General features: G+C 34.5%; 11 protein-coding genes. 7 read left to right on the plus strand and 4 right to left on the minus strand.

Annotated features, from left to right (window positions below; all coding sequences use genetic code 11):
- Window positions 1–242 precede the first annotated feature (242 nt).
- Entirely contained in the window at window positions 243–2,303 is a 2,061-nt protein-coding gene (locus UH1x_RS14795) for a tetratricopeptide repeat protein (RefSeq protein WP_482622606.1), read from the minus strand.
- A 223-nt stretch (window positions 2,304–2,526) separates the two neighbouring features.
- Here UH1x_RS14795 and UH1x_RS14800 point away from each other — a divergent pair, with 223 nt between their 5' ends.
- The 5 genes from UH1x_RS14800 (at window position 2,527) to UH1x_RS14820 (ending at window position 9,253) form a co-directional block, all read left to right on the plus strand.
- The gene (locus UH1x_RS14800; RefSeq protein WP_482622607.1) at window positions 2,527–3,774 is read left to right on the plus strand and encodes an oligosaccharide flippase family protein; all 1,248 of its coding nucleotides are present in this window, start codon (window positions 2,527–2,529) and stop codon (window positions 3,772–3,774) included.
- 253 nt (window positions 3,775–4,027) lie between these two features.
- Window positions 4,028–5,257 carry a glycosyltransferase gene (locus UH1x_RS14805; protein ID WP_482622609.1) on the plus strand — a complete coding sequence of 410 codons (1,230 nt, stop codon included), beginning with the start codon at window positions 4,028–4,030 and terminating at the stop codon, window positions 5,255–5,257.
- A gap of 270 nt (window positions 5,258–5,527) precedes the next feature.
- Window positions 5,528–6,667 carry a response regulator gene (locus tag UH1x_RS14810; RefSeq protein ID WP_482622610.1) on the plus strand — a complete coding sequence of 380 codons (1,140 nt, stop codon included), beginning with the start codon at window positions 5,528–5,530 and terminating at the stop codon, window positions 6,665–6,667.
- Between the two features lie 36 nt (window positions 6,668–6,703).
- Complete coding sequence (locus tag UH1x_RS14815; protein WP_482622612.1) at window positions 6,704–7,960, plus strand: MATE family efflux transporter; 1,257 nt, start codon at window positions 6,704–6,706, stop codon at window positions 7,958–7,960.
- 63 nt (window positions 7,961–8,023) lie between these two features.
- Window positions 8,024–9,253: a glycosyltransferase gene (locus UH1x_RS14820; protein WP_482622614.1), complete on the plus strand. Its 1,230-nt coding sequence runs from the start codon at window positions 8,024–8,026 to the stop codon at window positions 9,251–9,253.
- A 67-nt stretch (window positions 9,254–9,320) separates the two neighbouring features.
- On the opposite strand, the gene UH1x_RS14825 is transcribed toward UH1x_RS14820, so the two are convergent.
- From UH1x_RS14825 to UH1x_RS14835, 3 genes are read right to left on the minus strand one after another with little or no spacing between them, the layout of a single operon-like run.
- The gene (locus tag UH1x_RS14825; protein ID WP_482622616.1) at window positions 9,321–10,862 is read right to left on the minus strand and encodes a glycoside hydrolase family 2 TIM barrel-domain containing protein; all 1,542 of its coding nucleotides are present in this window, start codon (window positions 10,860–10,862) and stop codon (window positions 9,321–9,323) included.
- Entirely contained in the window at window positions 10,843–12,090 is a 1,248-nt protein-coding gene (locus UH1x_RS14830) for a hypothetical protein (protein ID WP_482622618.1), read from the minus strand. The genes UH1x_RS14825 and UH1x_RS14830 overlap by 20 nt, the downstream gene beginning before the upstream one ends.
- 1 nt (window position 12,091) lies before the next feature.
- On the minus strand, window positions 12,092–15,181 hold the full coding sequence (locus UH1x_RS14835) for a hypothetical protein (protein ID WP_482622620.1): 3,090 nt from the start codon (window positions 15,179–15,181) through the stop codon (window positions 12,092–12,094).
- A 408-nt stretch (window positions 15,182–15,589) separates the two neighbouring features.
- Between UH1x_RS14835 and UH1x_RS14840 the strand changes: the two genes are divergently transcribed.
- Both UH1x_RS14840 and UH1x_RS14845 read left to right on the plus strand, forming a co-directional pair.
- Entirely contained in the window at window positions 15,590–16,756 is a 1,167-nt protein-coding gene (locus UH1x_RS14840; RefSeq protein ID WP_482622621.1) for a response regulator, read from the plus strand.
- A gap of 136 nt (window positions 16,757–16,892) precedes the next feature.
- A complete protein-coding gene (locus UH1x_RS14845; RefSeq protein WP_482622622.1) occupies window positions 16,893–19,118 on the plus strand; it encodes an FUSC family protein in 2,226 nt (741 codons plus the stop codon).
- Window positions 19,119–19,135 lie beyond the last annotated feature (17 nt).

Here is a 19,135-nt window from a genome sequence, read left to right on the forward strand (position 1 = left end):
TTTCAATAATATTTTTGATTATGGATGGTGTTCTAACGACCTACGCTAAAATAAGTAAAATTCTTACATTTTAATAAATTTTATAGGTAAATTTTAGAATATTTCACCATTTATTTTAGAAGTAGTTAAGTTTTTTGTAAGAATTAAAAGTGTTTTTAACGAGTTTTTTAGCAGTGATGTAATTAGCTATGCATAAATTAATTAAACTCTTTTTGGTACTCACAGAAAACGGTTTTATGAAGCTAATCTAGTTTTAACTTTTTGTAGAATATTGGTTTCTTTAAAAACAACCATTTTGCTTTTAGTCCTATTTCGGTAAACTCAAAACCTGCAGCTGTTGCAGAGGCAATATTACTGTACTTACCGTAAACATTTAAACTAAAACGTTTAGAAAATTGATGTTGTACAGAAGCTTCTGCTCTAAAGATATTAGTGTTAGGGTCATCTTCAACTTTTTGAATACCGGTAGCGGCACTGGCCATATATGACGTCTTTTCAGATATTTTGCCACGAACATCTGCAAATAGTTCAACTGCTTGGTATTTCTCAGGACTAAAATATATAGTTGGTACTTGATCTTTAAATGTAATGTACTGATAATTAAGACCCATTTTCAAAGCTGGCTTTTTAAGCACATTATAATAAAGCGATGTAAATAATAAGTTTCTAACATTATCATCACTCTGCTGCGTGTGCATTAACTGTGTATACCAACCAAAATTAACATTGGTGCCTAAATTATAATTTAGACCGTAGTGGTTTTGTACAATTTCACGCTCTATTAATTCGGCATTAAAACTTTGTACTTCTCTTTGGTATCCCAAGGTTAAGTTTTGAAGCTTAAAAGGTTGTAAATCTAATTTTATATCAAGAACAGGCTGTGTATATGCTTCATCTAAAAACCTAGAGTTGTTAAAACCCAATACCGTTTTTAAAACAGTCTTTGGTAATAGTTTATATTGTAAACCCATTAATGCTACATGAGAAGTGGCTTTGTTATCTGTCACCGTATTTTCGGTAGATCTAAAGAAATAAGAAAAGGTGGTTCTAAATTTGGTAGAGAAAGGAACGTCTACCGTAGTGTTTGTATAAAAGGCGGTATTGTTACCATTATCAAAAGTATAGGCGGCATGCTCTTCAATAGTTGGTGTGTGCATTAAATTCAACTTCTCAATAAAGCCTTTGGCATCTTTTTGATTTTCATAAAATTTCAAGGTTTGATTGGCCATATGATATGCCGGTATGATTTTATCTGATGCAAATAAGGCATTTGCTTTCCCTAAATTACCGTCAAAAGAAGCACTGTCGTTCACTAAAATTCTGTCATAACTTTCTACACTTGCTTTTGAATCACCAGTGTACAGACCTAAAGTAGCTTTTAAGGCATGTATCCAATTTCTATTTGGAAAATGGGCTTCTAAACTATCTATTTTTTTACGGGCAGGTATAAATTTTTTATTCCAGATCATGGCTTGCACATAGCGATCGTAAGTGTTTTCAGTAAGTGATACGTCATCAATTTTATCTACTTTTACAGTTGCGCCTTTGGCAATAATTAGCGCCTCTTTGTCATTTTCATCTAAATGTTCTGCCAAAGCAATACCATTTAAAGCGGTAATGGAATCTTTTGGAGTGGTGGCATACCTAACATACATGTTCTTTGCTTTGTCTGCCTGTTTTGTTATTAGATAAAGATTAGCCAAGTTGATGAGTACATCTTTATCTTCAGGAAAATCTTCGAATATTTTTTTAAGTATCTGCTCTCCCTTACCATATTGTTGGTTATTTACATAGGCATTGGCATAACCTAACCTCATAAATTTTCTGGAGACTTTTGCACTTTCATTTTCTGGCTGTAATGCTATCGCTTTTTCAACCCAGCTTAAAGCAGACTTGTATTCTTTTAAATTACTCAATGTATTTGCATACCCTAATACGGCACCAAATTTAGTAGGGAATTTTTCAACTAAATCTGCATATAAAGGTTTAGCCTGTTCATATTCTTTTGCCCATAAAAAAGATTCATTGTAGTTGATCAATATCTCAAAATCACCAGGGTAATCTTCTAAAAGATCAGAAAAAAGACCTGTTGCCTTTCTTGGTTCTCCACTTAGTCCAACAGCTCGTCCATAACAAAGTAACGCAGTTTTATTATTAGGATCGGTTTTAAGGTATTCACCAAAAAAAAGCTCAGCTTCTTGAAAGTCACCTTTCTCCAATAAACCAAAGCCTTTGGTCATATCAGATTGAGCTCTTAATAGGGAAGAGGTTAAAAGAATAAGGAATACTACTTTGCGAATCATTAAAGTGAGATTTATACTACAAATACCTAACGGTAATTATTGCGATTTATTTGTCAATTTTAATATTGTAAAGATAAAATTGCATCTACCGCTACGGAAGTAGGATAAACGCCATTCATCTACAGCAATTGGTTATCTGCCTAAAGCACTAGAAAATAGAGGGTAGTCTTTATGATATTTGAACTCTAACCAAGTCAATGTTTGGACTTTAAAAAACATAACCATGACAGCAATTAAACTAGTACTGAATAAAGTTTCTCCAGAAAAAGTATTTATGTTTAGTGTACTGGTCGTAAACGGTGGCAATTACCTCTATAACCTTATTCTAGGTAGACTTCTTGGTCCTGCAGCGTATAGTGAGGCTGCTTTATTGATTACGTTGTTATTGATATTATCCTTTTTAGGAATGACCTTTCAACTGGCTACGGCAAAATTTGCGATCTTATTTTCTAATGATGATTGGGTAGCTCTAAAACAACTTTTATATAAGTACGCCTTGGCTTTTGGTATGCTAATAGGCATTCTGCTTTTTGCCTTTGCAGAAAGCTTGCAAGAAATATTTCATACAGAATCTGATCTACTTTTTAAAACCTTTGCTGTTTCCGTACCCTTATATTTTTTTATGTCTGTAAACAGAGGAAGGTATCAAGGAAAACAAGATTATGGCAAACTATCTATTACTTACCAAACAGAAATGTGGAGTAGATTATTAATTACAATAGGTTTATTATGGTTTGTACCTTATAAACCTGCTTTTATAGTGGTTTTAGGTATTGGTCTATCTTTTGTATTCGGATTAATCCCAACAAATGTCAATTTAAAAAGTTTCACACAGAAAGTGTCTTTATCCAAAGAGAACAGGCAAAAAGTTATCAGTTTTATCGTATTAACTGCTTGTTATGAACTTACCCAAATAATCATTAACAACAGTGATATTCTTTTAGTGAAGCATTATTTTGATACCGTTAATGCCGGACTCTATTCTTCATTAGCTATGATTGGGCGTGTTGTTTATTTTGTAGCGTGGATGTTTGTTATGCTGTTGTTGCCTGCGGTAGTACAAAAGCAAAAAGAAGGAGAGGCTACTGCACCTATATTAATTAAATATGTAAGCTATGTTGGTATTTTAGCTGTTTCTATCATATTCTCTTGTGCTGTTTTTCCAGAATTTATTATTCAAATAATGTTTGGTGAAGCATATGTATCTATGGCACCATTATTATGGCAGTATGCTCTGGCAACATCGCTGTTCGCTATCTCCAATATATTTGCCTATTATTTTTTGTCACTAGATAAATACATTCCTGTAATACTCTCTGGTGCATTGGGCATATCGCAAATTGTCTTGATCATGTTCTTTCATAGTACTTTATATATGGTGGTACAAGTTCAAATTATAGCCATGGTTGCTTTGCTGGCGGCTCAGCTGTTATATTTTGCTCATAATAACATACTGAACAAGACTTCTTAATACTTTGATATTAAGTGTGTCTAGCCCGAGGAAATCCCCCATCTTCGGGCTTTTTTTAGGTTATTATGGATTAAGATTATTTAATTAATGTCAATTGAATTACCCATTAATTAAATTATGAGAATGGCTTAACCAATTAGAACTTCCATTCGTCTACAGTAAGCTTTCATCCACCTAATATGAGCTCTAAATGCTTTATCATATATAGATATTTGTAAGAGAAATAACCCAATAGTATTTTAAACCTTAACCTATGAAACTTGCAATTGTAACCGCTTATCCTCCAAGTAAAGTAACATTGACCGAATACGGCTATCACCTAGTAAAACATTTTAGACTTCAAAAAGAAGTAACGGAAATTGTTTTAATTACTGACAAGACCGAGGGTGCTAAGGATCTTGCTTTTAATGAAGAAGGATGTAAGATTATGGTAAAAGAATGCTGGAATTTTAATGATTACAAAAACATTTTCAAGATTAACCGTGTTATTAAAGAAACAAAACCCGATGCTGTCCTTTTCAATCTTCAGTTTTTAAAATTCGGAGATAAAAAAATACCTGCTGCAATGGGGTTAATGTTACCACTAATATGCAAATTAAAAGGTATACCTACTATATCATTACTACATAATATTTTAGAGCAAGTAGATTTGGAGAATGCTGGTATCACTTCTAATAAGTTAATGCAGAAGGTTTATAATGGTATTGGAAATGTATTAACAAGATTTGTTTTGGCTTCAGATGTAGTTGCGGTTACCATTAGTAAATATCAAACCATATTAGAACAAAAATATCAATCTAGAAATGTAGCCTTAATTCCACATGGTTCTTTTGAATCTCCACCTAAACCTGATTTTACATTACCAGCTGGACCAAAAAAAGTAATGGCTTTTGGAAAATTCGGTACTTATAAAAAGGTAGATATTTTGATTGAAGCAGTAGAGCTGATCAGACAACGCACCAAACAGGACATTGAAATTGTAATTGCCGGTACAGATAGTCCTAATACCCCAGGGTATTTAGATAGTATGAAAAATAAATATGTAAATGTTGATCAATTACTTTTTACAGGTTATGTAGCTGAAGAAGATGTTCCTGTACTATTTGGTGAAAGTGCAGTTGTAGTTTTTCCATATACATCTACCACAGGCAGTTCTGGTGTATTGCACCAAGCAGGTAGTTATGGTAAAGCTGTTGCATTACCAGATTTAGGGGATCTTAGCATACTGGTTAAAGAGGAAGGTTATAAAGGCGAATTTTTTGAGCCTGAAAGTGTAGCATCTTTGGCAGATGCCATTGAGAATATTCTTGAACATGATTCGTATAGAAAGTATTTGGCCAAAGAAAATTATAAAGCGGCTTGTTCACTGCCCATGTCAGCTATTACAAAAATGTATGTTGAATACTTTAAAGCTTTGCAGTTAGCAAAATCTAAAGGTTTTACGTTAGATATACCTTTAGTAGAAAAAGAATTAATGGTTTAAACTTTTTGGTTAGGTTTAGTGAAAAGGGGGTAGTGTGGTTAGCTACTCCCTTTTATTTTATCAATTTTCAAAGGTTTTTATAGGTAAATAAATATGCTATGTATGACTTTTTTTTAAAGCTTAAATCGTAATAATTGCTGTTATTTTAGTTAATTATCAATTGGTTAGGGGACTTGTACGTATTATCAGTTATTGATTTTTTTACATAAAAACTACAATTTTTGTGAATCTGTGCGTTATATGTAAGTTAAATCTTACTTACGTAAAACCATGAAAATACTAACTATTGATGATCAGCAGCTTATATTATTGTCTGTTGAAAAACGGCTTACCGAGCTAGGCTATGATGTTAAGACCGCAGATTCTGGTCAAAAAGGAATAGACTTATATGATTCTTTTAAGCCAGATTTAGTACTTGTTGATATAAATATGCCAGACATGTCTGGTTTAGAAGTTGTAAAATATATTAAAAGTGGGGAAAGAAGATCTACTCCGGTTTTAGTAATGTCCGGTAATACTGAAGAAGCCATAATAATGGATGGCTTTACCTTGGGCATCGATGATTACATGAAAAAGCCAGTGAGCTTATCAGAAATGTCTGCTCGTATTAAAAGGCTTATTGGTGCTCCAGTCATAGAAATGAATACTGAAGTTGCCAATACAGGTCGTATGCTTCAAAAAAATTGCGTTGGTGTTGTTATCCCTTGTTATAATGAAGAAGAACGTCTTTTAGGTAAGGAATTTAGGGATTTTGCTCATAGTAACCTTGGTTATCATCTTTGTTTTGTAAACGATGGTAGTACTGATAAAACTTTAGAGGTTTTAGAAGAATTGAAAAAAGGTAACGAAAGCAATATAAGTATTTATGATTGTGAGAAAAATGGTGGTAAAGCCGAAGCCGTACGCTTAGGTATGTTACATATGGCCAAAGATCCTCAATTAGATTATATAGGCTTTTTAGATGCTGATCTTTCTACAGATTTTAGAGATTTTGATGATTTGGTGGAAACACTTGATCAGTCTGATTTTAAAATTGTTAGTGGTTCTAGAATGAGTAGAATGGGTGCTGATATAACTAAAGAATCTGCACGTAAAATAATTAGTATGACCATTAACTTGATTATACGTACCATCTTAAGAATGCCATTTAATGATACACAATGCGGTGCCAAAGTTATGGATCGCTCTGTGGTAGCCTTAATGTTTACTAAACCATTTATAACCAAATGGTTGTTTGATGTGGAGATGTTTATACGAATGAGAAAATACTTTGGTAAAAAAGAAGCTATTAAACTTATTTGTGAACAGCCACTTAAAAGATGGATACATGCAGATGGTTCTAAACTTTCAATGAAAGACTCTGTAAAAATTGTTGGTCAACTTGCTAAAATTGCGGTTGTATATAGATAATAACACCTCATAATCCCCAAAAACCACCCTATCAAAATGACAGCAATTAAACTAGCTTTAAAGCGAATCTCCTCTAAACAATTGTTTATGGGTAGTGCTTTGCTTGTAAATGGCGGCAATTACCTTTACAATCTACTGCTAGGTAGATTGTTAGGTCCAGAAGCCTTTGCAGATGCTGCATTATTGGTCACTTTGCTATTAGTACTTTCTTTTGTTGGTATGACATTTCAACTGGCGACTACAAAATTTGCGGTTTTATTTACAGATTATACGTGGATTGCTTTTAAGAATACCATGTATAGGTATGCATTGGTATTTGGTGTATTTACAGGTATTCTTGTGCTCATTTTTTCCAAGAATCTTCAAGAACTGTTCAATACCCAAAATCATTATATGTTTATGATTTTTGCGGTTGCTATACCCTTGTACTTTGTTATGAGTGTAAATAGAGGAAGATTTCAAGGTGGGCATGATTTTGGAAAATTGGCAGGTACTTACCAAACGGAAATGTGGAGTAGACTACTGCTTACTTTCGCACTTTTGCTTTTGGTTCCTTTTGAGCCGGGTATTTTAATTGCAACTGGTATAGCACTTTCTTTTGTTTTCGGACTTTTTCCGTCAGATTTTAAAGGTGTTCAGGTATTTTCTAAAGATAAGTTAGCCGCTGTAGATTTAAAGCAGGTTTGGATATTCATTGGTCTTACTGCCGGTTATGAACTTACTCAGATTATAATAAACAATAGTGACATTTTGTTGGTCAAGCATTACTTTGATGATAAACAAGCTGGCTTGTATTCATCATTGGCATTGATAGGTAGGGTAGTGTACTTTGTGGCTTGGATGTTTGTAATGTTATTAATGCCAACAGTCATTCAGAAACAAAAAGATGGCGAGCCAACGGCTCCGGTGCTGTTTAAGTATGTATTCTTTATTGGTGGTTTATCCACGTTTATCGTATTTGTGTGCTTTCTGTTTCCAAATTTGATCATCACCTTAATGTTCGGTGATGCTTATTTGTCTATTGCACATTTACTATGGAAGTACGCCTTGGCGACTTCACTGTTCGCTGTATCTAATATATTCGCTTATTACTTTTTATCATTAAATCAATACTCGCCCGTAATACTATCTGGATTGTTAGGCTTCTCTCAATTTGCTTTGATCATGCTATATCATGATAATCTAGAAACGGTAGTTCATATGCAAATCATTGCTATGGTCATTTTACTGGTAGCTCAACTTCTATTTTTTATCATCAAGAATAAAGCGGATTCTAAAGTCATTAAAGAATAAAAGAATTAAAAAAGGGATTGGTCCCACATAAAAAAAAGTCCTGTTTAATAAAATATAACTCAAATGAAATTAGCAATTGTAACCGCATACCCACCTAGTAAAGTAACCTTAACAGAATATGGTTATTATTTGGTAAAGCATTTTAGACTTCAAGAAGAGGTAACAGAATTAATTTTGATCACCGATAGAACTGACGGACCTAAAGATTTAAATTTTGAGGGCGAAGGCTGTAAGATTACGGTGAAAGAATGTTGGAGTTTTAATAGTTATAGTAACATTTTCAGCATCAATAAAACCATATCTAAGGTGAAACCAGATGCGGTTTTATTTAATCTTCAGTTTTTAAAATTCGGAGATAAAAAAATACCGGCTGCAATGGGTTTAATGCTTCCTTTTATATGCAAAATTAAGGGTATACCAACAATTTCTTTATTACATAATATTCTTGAGCAGGTAGATTTAGAGAATGCAGGTTTTACCAATAATAAAATACTACAAAGTATCTATAATTTTATTGGTACTACGTTGACGAAGTTTGTTTTAGCTTCAGATGTTCTTGCGGTTACCATAAGTAAATATGTAACTACATTAGAAGATAAGTATAAGGTTAAGAACGTAGCTTTAATTCCGCATGGTGCATTTGAAACTCCCCCAGAGCCAGATTTTAAACTTCCTGCAGGTCCAAAACAAGTAATGGCTTTTGGTAAGTTTGGTACTTATAAAAAAGTTGAAATTCTTATAGAGGCTGTGGAAGAAATTAGAGCCCGTACCAATGAAGATATTGAAATTGTTATTGCAGGGACAGATAGCCCTAACACACCAGGTTATTTGGAAGAAATGAAGAAAAAATATAGCCATGTACCGCAAATACGATATACTGGTTATGTAGCTGAAGAAGATGTTCCAAAGATATTTGGCGATAGTGCAGTTACCGTTTTTCCTTATACCTCTACTACTGGTAGTTCAGGAGTATTACACCAAGCTGGTAGCTATGGTAATGCAGTTGCCTTGCCAGATTTAGGCGATTTAAGTGTATTGGTAAAAGAGGAGGGATATGTAGGCGAGTTTTTTGATGCTCACGATACGTCTTCACTTGCAAATGCCATTGAGAAGATTATTACAGATGATTCATATAGGGTTCAGTTGGCGAAACAAAATTATAAAGCGGCATGTTCATTACCAATGTCCGCTATTACACAGATGTATATAGACTACTTTAAGGCTATACAGAAATCTAAAGAAACTGGTTTCAATATAGATATATCAACTGTGGAGAAGAAATTGGTTCATTAAGAATCGATATGGTTAGTATTTGAGGGCTGGTGTGGTAACCAGCCTTTTTTTGTGCCTAAATTTTAGTTTATTTATTCTTTATAGCTAGTTCATAGTAAGATGGCTTTTTATTACCTAAAGAATCCAAACAACCAAAGAAGTGTTGCTTTTTTGTTCTCCAGGGTAAGCTACCGGCAACGGAACTTGGTACTTTTTCAAAGTCGTAAAGCGTCCAGAATAAATAAGGAATGTTCTCATCTTCTAAATACCCTTGCATTTCTTTATAATAAGCGGCTTGTTTTTCGTCAGAGCCTGAAAATAAACTCCACATACCATCATAAGAAGAATCTCCGTATTCTTGTAACACAATAGGTTTATTTGGAGTTAAATACCTCAATATCTTATAAGATTCTAAAAAGTACTGGGGCTTTTTATAATAGTGAAAAGAAATAAAATCAACTTCTTTAGATAGATTCAAGGCAGCCTCTGGGTTAGACCAACCAATGGTTATTGGGTTTTTAGTATCATAATTTCTAATTTCTAAAATCATTTGATTTAGCCACTGTATTACATTATCCTTGCCGCGAGAATCAAAATCTAGATCGGGTTCGTTTTTTATATCCCACCCTAAAAGCGCTGGGTGGTCCTTTACCGCATTTACAATGGCTTCTGCATGTCTGTGTGTCAATGTCCAGTTAGATATATCGTAATCACCATAAAAATCGAAAAGGGTAATAAGAACATCTAACTTATTATCTTCTGCTTTATCTAATAGTTTCTTTAAAAGTTCCAATTTTTTGGCATCGACCCTATTTTTTCCAAAATCTTCATATTGAATAAATACACGAATAGTATTTAATCCCATTTCACTAATAATTTGAAAATCATCATTGATTATGGTATCGTTAAAACGCTTTCCAAAAGTGTCCCAAGGGGAGTCTTTTGGATAATAGTTTAGACCTCTTTGCAGTTTTATTTTTTCAAGTTTAGCCTGTATGTTTCTCTTTTCTACATTAGAAGTGTCAATTGGGTTTGGTATCTCTTTTAAGTGCCTAATTCGCCAAAATCCGTCCTCTAAGAGCATCATTACTTGGTAACTAGTAGTGTCTTTTTCTTTAAAAAGGAGGGATTCACCTTCATAGGTTTCTTGGTACTCCTCTACATTATAGTCTTTAAACACCACCATAGTGCCATCTGCCGTGTAAAAATCTAATGCGGGATTATGGTTTAGGGTAGTGCGCTTGTACCAATGGTTATTCTTTACATTCAAATCAATATTATCATATAATCTAACCCGTGCACTGTCCGTGTAAAAATCTTCTATACCGTAACGGTCATTTTTCTTGAATGCAATATTTCTAACATGCCATGCATTCATATAATCATTGGTAATCTCTCCTAATGCTTGCTCTTCCATTGGTCGCCCAGGATTGTCAATATTTAACCAGTTAAGATTTGGCTTATACACATCATCCATAGGTACTTCTAAATGGAGCATAGAGGTTTTATCCGCACCGGTATTCATAAATGCCCAGGCAGCTCCAATACCATATAGAATAAGTCCGTTGATAGCCAAAAAGGTGACTATTAACACAGTTCTGTATAATGTTTTATTTAACTGTATCGCCATGTATATTCTTTGTAAATTCTTTAGTGATCCCTGCAGCGGTCAATTTTAATATATAGTCGCCCTCTTCAAGAAAATGCTCGCCTAAGAAAATATTTGATACTCCGTTTTTAGATGTAGTTTTTTTGGTGTCTATAAATTCTCCATTTGCATCGTATATGTCTAATTGTAATAGTAATCCGTCAGGAATCAGTTGTTTCATAAAACTTTCAAACGGACCAACATCAATATTTCTATTTCCTTTAGAAAAATGAACGGCGTAGTCTTTTATCGCAGATTGGAATTCAAATTTTGTGGTATTACTTTCAGCGGCTCCTGTTACAAAAGCTTGTACCTCCCATATGGCAGCTTTGTCCGGGTGTAAGGTTTTAGCCTCTGCTACACCGTTAATAGTGGTGCCAATGGTATATAAATATTGGTCTTTTTCATTTTTGATTACAAAAGTTACCAGTGTGCCATTTGTAACTGTATTGCCAAACTCATCTTTTATTATATCTGATATAAAGGTTACTATTTGGTTGCCATCAGCAAAATTATGGGCACTAGAACTACTAATTGAAAAGTTGACTGCATTTGCAGGGTATACAATGGTTGCCAATTCTTTAGAGGTGGTGCCATTACATTCTGATGTTACCAATATTCTACCAGATTTTAAGGTAGAGGCCACATTATACCATGCAATAAAGCTCTCTGTCGTTATTTGTAATTCATCAATATTTTCTAAAAATTGATATTTAACGGTAACCTCTGTGCCGTCATCCAATGGATTGTCATAAGCGTCTGTAGGTGAGATGGTCAACATAGAGAAATCATTTCTACCTGCCGTTACACTACGGGGACCAAAATATGATTCTACATACGTAGCCTTTGGTGCATTTGTGGCAATAGTATGCGTGCCTTCTTCCAACACCTCGCCATTTAAAACCAATTTCCAATTGAAAGGACCGGCAATTCTAGTAAAGTTTTTAGGAATGCTAAATTCAATGTTATCCGTTTCTTTTTCATTGGAGTCTAGTAACACACTACCATAAGCATTTTTAACCTGTAATTTATAGGTTTCATTGGGTGATTCTGTTTTAAAGGATATGTTGATAGCATCACCTGCAATACTATTTTTTACTTGCGATAGTAGTTCAGTTTGGGGTATATAGGTTTCCTTGGGCTGTTCTTCTTTTTTTTCTGAACAACCAAATAGTACAAGACCTAAAAGTAGTAGTATCGTATTGCGCATACTATTTTGGATTACCTATATAACTGTTGATCTCAAATTTTATAAACTCATATCCTTTTCCCTTAAAGGGTTGGGTTTGCTGTTTGCCGTGTACCAACTTTCTATTAGGGAATAATTTATCGGCAATAGCCTTATTGGGTGAGCCATTAACAAAGCAGTTTTCTAAACTACTGCTAATTACTTCTAAGCTATCTAGTGCTAATGGTTTATAATTAAAGAATTGCTTACGTTGAATTCTGACTCCTTCGGTTACAAACTTATGATCTACCCAAAGTAGTTCGCTATTTTCATCGTAATAAGATATAATCAATTGCGGAATAGTTACTTCTTGCACGCCTGAATTAAACAAAACACCATTGAAACCTTGTTCCGTGTATTCTAAGTCTTGCAAAGCAACATGCTTATATAAATCTGTGTTTGCAGTATTACCCGCAGATTGTAGGTTGAATTTTGTGGGTTGCTGTTCAAAGCTTACAGGTGTAAATTGGTCAGGATCAAAAGTTGGTGGTAGGGTGTCTTTTGTAGAAGACCATGCTATGCCTTCAAAATTGATTTTAAAGGTCGTTGTTTCTTTTGGCATCAACTTATGTTTTATCTGATGCTTGGCATTGTAATTCGCCAATTCCTTATTGTCATCATTATATAACGTGGCTTTAATTACAATATCTGCTGGGGTATTATCAACATTTTGTAACTCACCAATTATACTATACTGACCTTTGTATTTAACCAATTTAGCGGATAGAATTTCTAGAACTGGTTGTTTCAACACATCTTCATGATAGGTTTCTTGGGTGGTGATTTTTCGTCTACCATGATTATAATAGGTGGTGCCATTGGCAGTAAATAGTTGATCTGGTGGTATGTCATTATCGACCTTTAATGATTTTACGTACCACTTATTCTTTCGTTTTACCAGTTCATAAAATTCATTGTTGAATACATTCTCTAAAGGGGTGATCCAACGTGTGGCTACTTTTGCCTTAGCGCTATTTTCTGTTTCATCATAAATTTCGATGCCTAACGAATCTAATTTTGCATACGAGCTTAAAATACCATCTGTAACCGAAACCTCTAGCATATACTGGGCAATATCAATATTTTCCTCAGGGTCAATGTAGGAGTGCGCCCTGGAAAACTCCTTGAAATCCAATGCGTCATAGTAAGATTCCACCACATTATTGGGTGAAAGCTGGGTAACGTTTTTTACATAAAAAATATACATGCCATACCCCATACATACCAGTACAAGTAATGCCCACCAGTGGGAAAAGGTCAATAGTTTTGATGGAAATTTATTATACGGTAGTTCTAATTTCATGAATGAATGAACCGGTACTTTTCTTGACTTTAACAACCGGACCCATATCATCTGAATATTGACAAAAATGGCGATGAGTACTGTTGATAGCGGAATGATACCCCACATAATTTTCATTATGGTAGGTACATCTTGCTTGGGCATAATTTGCGGTATAGGTGCCACATTGAGCTTTTCCCAAACCATAATTCCGTTTTCTAATTGCTGCAGCCGTTGCCAACCACAATAATAGAGAATGGGGTCATAGAATTTATCGTTCGAGAAAATGTACTTTAAATTATATTTTTCGGGTACGGTCAAGAACTGCTGTAAGGATCCAATACCTTCTACGCCTCTAAATTTTGAATTTTCTATTCGCTCTATAGCTCTTGTGGTTAATTCTGGTAACCGGCGGGCAGAGTGGTAATTTCCATCAACTGTCATTGCCCTAGTCTGTGCAGATAGCCATGCCATTTGATCACCGAAACCTAAAGGTAGATATCTCCAGGAGTCATGGGAATCTGCCCCAAGAAAGTTAACAATGGGCAGCATTTTTATTTTAGCGGGTTGCGATGGTCTAAAATAACCTAAAGTCATAGTGAATAGTACCATAAACAACATACCACCAGCAATTAAGCCACCAAGGACTCTATGATATACGCCACCAAATTTTTCTTGAATTAAGGTTTTTAAATCGCCTTCAACCATCCGGTAGGCAAACTCCGCAAATATGGGGAGTGCCATAATGGTAGCCCATAACGTAAACCTATCCAACGTTAAAATATTAAAAGCCATTTCACCCAGCATTAAACGTGGTATAGGCGTAGTTCCTCCTGTTCCTAAAATGGTCAATAGGGTAAATGATAATCCAAAGAATACATACCTTTTACTAAAATATCTGTAAAAGAAGTAGGGTAGTATAAAGAGAAATACACCCCAAGGAATCAGGAAAAATACGAGTCCGGATGAGGTGATCTCCAAGAAATTATCTCGAGATCCATGCGGAATGGCAACTTGAGTTATAGGGTTTCTTTTAGAGTTGTACCAGTAAGGAAAAATACAGAATACCAGCAAGAATATTGCAGTGCCTCCAAATTTGGCTATACGCCAGAAATGCTGTAAAGTGGTACGCCAAAATACTTTGAATGTAAGTGCTTTATATGATTCAACTTTTTCTCTAGCGGCATCCATTACTGCCATTCCCATTAGCGGTGCAATAAAAAATACCATGCCAAACAAAGGTGTTACATGATGAGAAGTCACCGTAACGGCAAGCATGGTTGCCGATGTAATGAAGTACCGAGTTTTCCCTGTTTTGATGTACAGATATATTTCGGTCATTGAATGCAGCAAAATGGATAATGCCGATATACTTGGTAACTGACCAAAAATATGTAAGGTCTCTACGAATGTTGATGAAAATACTGCCATAACGGCCCCGTAACCTGCAATTCGCCGGCTACCGGTCATGAGCAACGTATACCTGTAGGCGCCGGTGATAAATAGTACTATGGCTATTAAGGCAACGGTATACATACCAAATTTTAGTCCGCCAATGTAAGAGAGTATACCTATGAGTTGATGTACCAATGGAGGATACGACTGAACTGTAAAGCCGGTATACCATCTATACTCCCACGGGTCAAACCAACTGCTGGCATAATGGTCTGCAAAAAATAGGTGAATTAATGCATCGTAAGTAGACTCCAATGTAAAGAAAATGGCAGAACCATGAAAAGCTAGCCCAACAATTAAAGCTAATATTAAGAGGGTATTGGTTTTTTTCTTCAAAGTTTACATTAGAATCAAATTCTATTTAAAGATATAAGATGATGATTACAATTAAAAGGTTACCAAAACATTTTTTAATAATGGAAAACCTACAAAATTATACACTTTCAACTCATAACTCTCCAATCAATTTATGGTTGTATTTCTTAGCTTATGGATACAGGAATTAATTTTCACTTGTTATAACGATGTTGAAGCTCAATTTTCTAGTATCTATTTATGTAAGAAAATATAACAATGCAAATATAGGTGTAATGTTCTTTTAGTTGCAATGCCCTATCGAACTTATAAAGCCATTGGTCTACAGAAAATGGTTAGCCACCTTTTCTAATTCATTATCCGTTTGTTTACAAGCTAGTTTTGCGGTATCAGTATGTAAATAACCAAATACTAACCAAAACCAAACGTATGAAAATTCTAGCCATAGATGACCAAAAGCTTATTCTACTTTCTGTTGAGAAACGATTAACTGATATAGGATATGAAGTACAAACTGCAAATTCAATTGAAAGTGGTATTCAACAGTTTAATTCATTTAAGCCCGATTTGGTATTGCTTGATATGAATATGCCAGAAATGTCCGGTACAGAACTAGTTTCTTGTACAGGTACCGAAGTGGTAAAATATATTCGTGTATTCATGAAAAGCGATACGCCAATTCTTGTAATATCAGGTAATACGGATGAGCATTTAATTATGCAGAATTTTGATTTAGGGGTTAATGATTACCTTAAAAAACCGGTAAGTTTAGACGAAATGGCTGCTAGAATAAAAAGAATAATAGGCGCACCTGAAAATGAGGGAGTAGGTACAGCGAAAAAATCCGATACACGTATGCTTCAGAAGAATTGCGTTGGTGTCGTTATACCTTGTTATAATGAAGAAGAGCGCCTTCTAAGTGAAGAGTTTAAACAATTTGCACATAAAAATCTTGGGTATCATTTGTGCTTTGTAAATGATGATAGTTCAGATAACACCTTATCGGTTTTAAAGAAATTAAAAGAAGACAATCCAGATAACATAAGTATTTATAACTGTAAGCAAAATGGTGGAAAAGCCGAAGCTGTTCGCCAAGGTGTTTTACACTTGGTAAAAGATCAACAGTTAGATTATATAGGATTTTTAGATGCCGATCTGTCTACTGATTTTAGAGATTTTGACGATTTGGTAAAAACCATTGAAAGTTCGGATTTTAAGATTGTAAGTGGTTCTCGTATCTCAAGAATGGGCGCTGATATTACAAAAGAGTCTGCTCGTAAGATTATTAGTATGACTATTAATCTGATCATTCAAACTATTTTAGGCATGCCTTTTAAAGATACCCAATGTGGTGCAAAAGTGATGGATCGCGAGATTGCCTCTAAAATGTTCACTAAAAAATTTGTTACCAAATGGCTTTTTGATGTTGAGCTTTTTATGAGAATGAAAAAGTACTTTGGTAAAACAGCGGTTAAAAGTATGATTTGTGAACAACCTTTAAAAAGATGGATACATGCAGATGGTTCTAAACTTTCTATGAAAGACTCCGTTAAGATTGTAGGTCAACTAGCTAAAATCTCTGTTCATTATAGATAAATATACTTAAAATTTAAGTTTACATTTTTAAAATTAATTAGAGGTGTTGAGATTTAATTATCTCAGCACTTTTTGTTTTTATGTAGTTAATGCATCTTAGTACCAAAGTGTATCTTTGTACCTGATTTTATAGGTGTTGAACAATATTCAAAATTTCATTTCTGTTTCTTTTAAGGAGCTGCTGCAATACTTAGGTAGTACTAATTTTTCAAAGTCTGTACTTACCGTAGTTGCGGTTGTAACACCTTTGTCAATTGGTATTTCTACAGGATATACCGAAATTGGTGTTGCTATTTGTTTTGGTGCTTTTTGGTGTAACCCTAGTGATGTTAACGGTAGCCAGAAACATAAAGTTTACGGTATACTTTTTTCGGCAGCTTTAATAATGGTAGTTAGCTTTATTGGTGGATATTTACACTATGCTACTTGGCTGGCCCTAATTATTTTAGGGGTTGTAAGTTTTGCCATATCCTTAATCTCCTCTTATGGTTTTAGAGCTTCATTGATAAGCTTTTCAGGACTTTTGGCGCTGATATTAAGCTTTGCCCATACGCCCGATAAATTGAAGATTTATGAATATGCATTGTTGGTAGGGCTAGGCGGACTCTGGTATTTAGCCCTGTCCTTATTATGGCATAAAATAAATCCTAAGGGGCAGACCGAAGAAATTTTATATGATACCATAGGTCATACCGGTAAACTTTTAAAGAAACGAGCGCAGCTGATAGATGAACAATCTAACAGAAAAAAATTGCAGCAACGGTTGTTTCTGCTTCAAAGCGAACTTACAGAACAACATGATACGTTGCGTGAAATTCTTATCCTTTCCCGTAAAAACTCTGGCAGGTCTACTTACAATGGTAAGCGGGTACTGGTGTTGGTACAATTAATTGAAATGTTGGAAACAGCAGGTGCGAATCCGGTAAATTATTCAAAGATGGATGAGCAGTTTAAACGGTATCCAGAATTTACCAAGTTGTTTCAAAACTTGACTTTTGAGATGGCTAATCAACTGCAATTAATTTCTGAAATTGGCAATAAGCCTAGTCAGTTGCCAAAACATGATGCACTTACAAAGCATTTTGAAGATTTGCGAATTAAAATTTCAGCACTTGGTACTGTAAAAGATGCCAAGGCTTACGAAGCTTTTATAATGTTTCAGAATTTGTTAGAATATCAAGAAAAGCAATTCGACAAACTTAAAAGAATGAAGTGGTTGCTTAGTGATCACGATGTAGCCTCGGAAGAATTTATAGATAAGGAAATTCTAAAACGTTTCTTGATATCTCAAGATTATAGTCCGCGTATTTTATTGAGAAACCTCAGTTTTAGGTCTACCATATTTAGACATTCATTGCGTTTGGCAATTACCTTAATGATAGGATTTGTGCTGGGTAATGTATTTGCATTTCAGAATCCATATTGGATACTTTTAACCATTATATTGATTATGAGACCTAATTATGGTCTTACAAAAACACGATCTAAGGACCGAACTATAGGTACTATTATAGGTGGAGCCATTGCTACGGGGATTGTATACTTAGTACAAGATGTGTATGTATATGCAGTATTGGCATTGATTTCATTTGTTGTTGCGTTGTCAATGCTACAGAAAAATTACAAATTATCTGCGATCTATGTAACGCTAAGTATTGTATTTATTTATGGAATTTTACAGCCGGATGTTATGACGGTAATACAATACCGAATTTTAGATACGCTAGTTGGTGCAGGATTATCATATGTAGGATTTCTGTTTTTATGGCCCAGCTGGAGTTTTCAAGAAATACAAAAAGATGTTACTAAAAGTGTTGAGGCAAATAGAATGTACCTATCTGAAATTACAGATTTTTACGTAAACAAGGGCAACGTACCTACCAGCTATAGATTGGCACGAAAAAGCGCTTTTTTAGAGACTTCAAATTTAAGTTCGGCATTTCAGCGCATGACGCAAGAACCACACTCTAAGCAGAAGAACTTGAATAAAATTTATGAGTTGGTAGAGCTGAACCATAACTTTTTATCCTCGTTGGCATCATTAAGTATTTATATTCAACACCATACCACGACAGAGGCGTCAGAACGATTTAGTAGTATTGTTTCTAAGATAGATGAAAACCTTGGTTTAGTAATGCAAACGCTTTCTAATATCATTGATAGTGGGAATGAGCCTAATTTTGAAGAGGTAATTACGTTTGAAAAACAATTGCCAAAGTTCGATTCTGAAAATGTGAATTTGAATGCAGAAGATAACAGTACGTTAAAACGAAATCATCAAGAAGAACAACTTATTTGGGAACAATTGCGTTGGTTGTATTCCTTAAGTTCTACTATGATGAAGTTGACTTCAAGTTTGTGATAAGAATTTAGATTATG

It is taken from the genome of Maribacter sp. UH1 (genome assembly GCF_056839145.1).

Excerpts from the sequence above, each read along its gene's own strand:
- UH1x_RS14825 (WP_482622616.1), bottom strand. The coding sequence starts at position 10,862 with ATGGCGATACAGTTAAATAAAACATTATACAGAACTGTGTTAATAGTC.
- UH1x_RS14795 (WP_482622606.1), bottom strand. The coding sequence starts at position 2,303 with ATGATTCGCAAAGTAGTATTCCTTATTCTTTTAACCTCTTCCCTATTA.
- UH1x_RS14800 (WP_482622607.1), top strand. The coding sequence starts at position 2,527 with ATGACAGCAATTAAACTAGTACTGAATAAAGTTTCTCCAGAAAAAGTA.
- UH1x_RS14815 (WP_482622612.1), top strand. The coding sequence starts at position 6,704 with ATGACAGCAATTAAACTAGCTTTAAAGCGAATCTCCTCTAAACAATTG.
- UH1x_RS14820 (WP_482622614.1), top strand. The coding sequence starts at position 8,024 with ATGAAATTAGCAATTGTAACCGCATACCCACCTAGTAAAGTAACCTTA.
- UH1x_RS14810 (WP_482622610.1), top strand. The coding sequence starts at position 5,528 with ATGAAAATACTAACTATTGATGATCAGCAGCTTATATTATTGTCTGTT.
- UH1x_RS14840 (WP_482622621.1), top strand. The coding sequence starts at position 15,590 with ATGAAAATTCTAGCCATAGATGACCAAAAGCTTATTCTACTTTCTGTT.
- UH1x_RS14830 (WP_482622618.1), bottom strand. The coding sequence starts at position 12,090 with ATGCGCAATACGATACTACTACTTTTAGGTCTTGTACTATTTGGTTGT.
- UH1x_RS14805 (WP_482622609.1), top strand. The coding sequence starts at position 4,028 with ATGAAACTTGCAATTGTAACCGCTTATCCTCCAAGTAAAGTAACATTG.